A 1,074-nucleotide genomic window follows, 5' to 3' on the forward strand; every position below is an offset into this window, starting at 1 on the left:
GCCGTCGAAGGTGGGGCTGGCGATTGGGACGAAGTCGTAACAAGGTAGCCGTACCGGAAGGTGCGGCTGGATCACCTCCTTTCTAAGGAGCAACTAGGCCACGAAAGTGGTCCAGTAGCCCGCACCACCCGAACGCGGTGGTGGGGTGCTCATAGGCGGAGACACTGGCTAGTTCGACCCGGCAACGGCCGGCGAGTTCAGTACGGCCCGTAAGGGCATGGAACCTACTCGCTGGTGCGGCTGGTAAGAGCGCACAAGAAAGCACCCTGTTGGGTATCTGAAAGAACAACCATGCCGGCCTTCGGGCCGGGGTTGTTTTTCAGCACCAGGCACGATCTGGTTTCTCATACCGCGAACTGTGGTTCGGCTGGTGGGAAGCGTTGATGGTTGTGGGTTGGTCGTTGGTTGAGAATTGCACAGTGGACGCGAGCATCTTGTTTTTTGTGGTTAAGTTGTCAAGGGCGAACGGTGGATGCCTTGGCACCAGGAGCCGATGAAGGACGTGGGAGGCCGCGATAGGCCTGGGGGAGCTGTCAACCTAGCTGTGATCCCAGGGTGTCCGAATGGGGAAACCTGGCACGAGTCATGTCGTGTCATCCGCACCTGAATTCATAGGGTGTGTGAGGGGAACGCGGGGAAGTGAAACATCTCAGTACCCGTAGGAAGAGAAAACAACATGTGATTCCGTGAGTAGTGGCGAGCGAAAGCGGATCGAGCCTAAACCTTGTATGTGTGATAGCTGTCAGGCGTTGCATGCGGGGGGTTGTGGGAGCCACTTGAGAATGCTGACACTTCTCGAAGAGTTACAAAGCTAGTTGTTAGTGGAACGGTGTGGGAAAGCCGGCCGTAGAGGGTGAGAGCCCCGTACGTGAAAGCATCTAGCCTCTTTGTGGATTTCCCGAGTAGCAGCGGACTCCTAGAATCTGCTGTGAATCTGCCAGGACCACCTGGTAAGGCTGAATACTTCCTGGTGACCGATAGCGGACGAGTACCGTGAGGGAATGGTGAAAAGTACCCCGGGAGGGGAGTGAAATAGTACCTGAAACCGTTCGCCTACAATCCGTCAGAGCCTTT

Annotated in this window: 2 rRNA genes; both read left to right on the top strand. The window is 56.2% G+C overall.

What is annotated here, in order from left to right:
* Positions 1 to 82, top strand: a 16S ribosomal RNA gene (locus ACGFJ7_RS46800); the annotation flags it as partial.
* A gap of 363 nt (positions 83 to 445) precedes the next feature.
* A 23S ribosomal RNA gene (locus ACGFJ7_RS46805) occupies positions 446 to 1,074 on the top strand; the annotation flags it as partial.

The sequence above is a fragment of the Actinoplanes sp. NPDC048988 genome, from assembly GCF_043197815.1.
Lineage (GTDB): Bacteria > Actinomycetota > Actinomycetes > Mycobacteriales > Micromonosporaceae > Actinoplanes.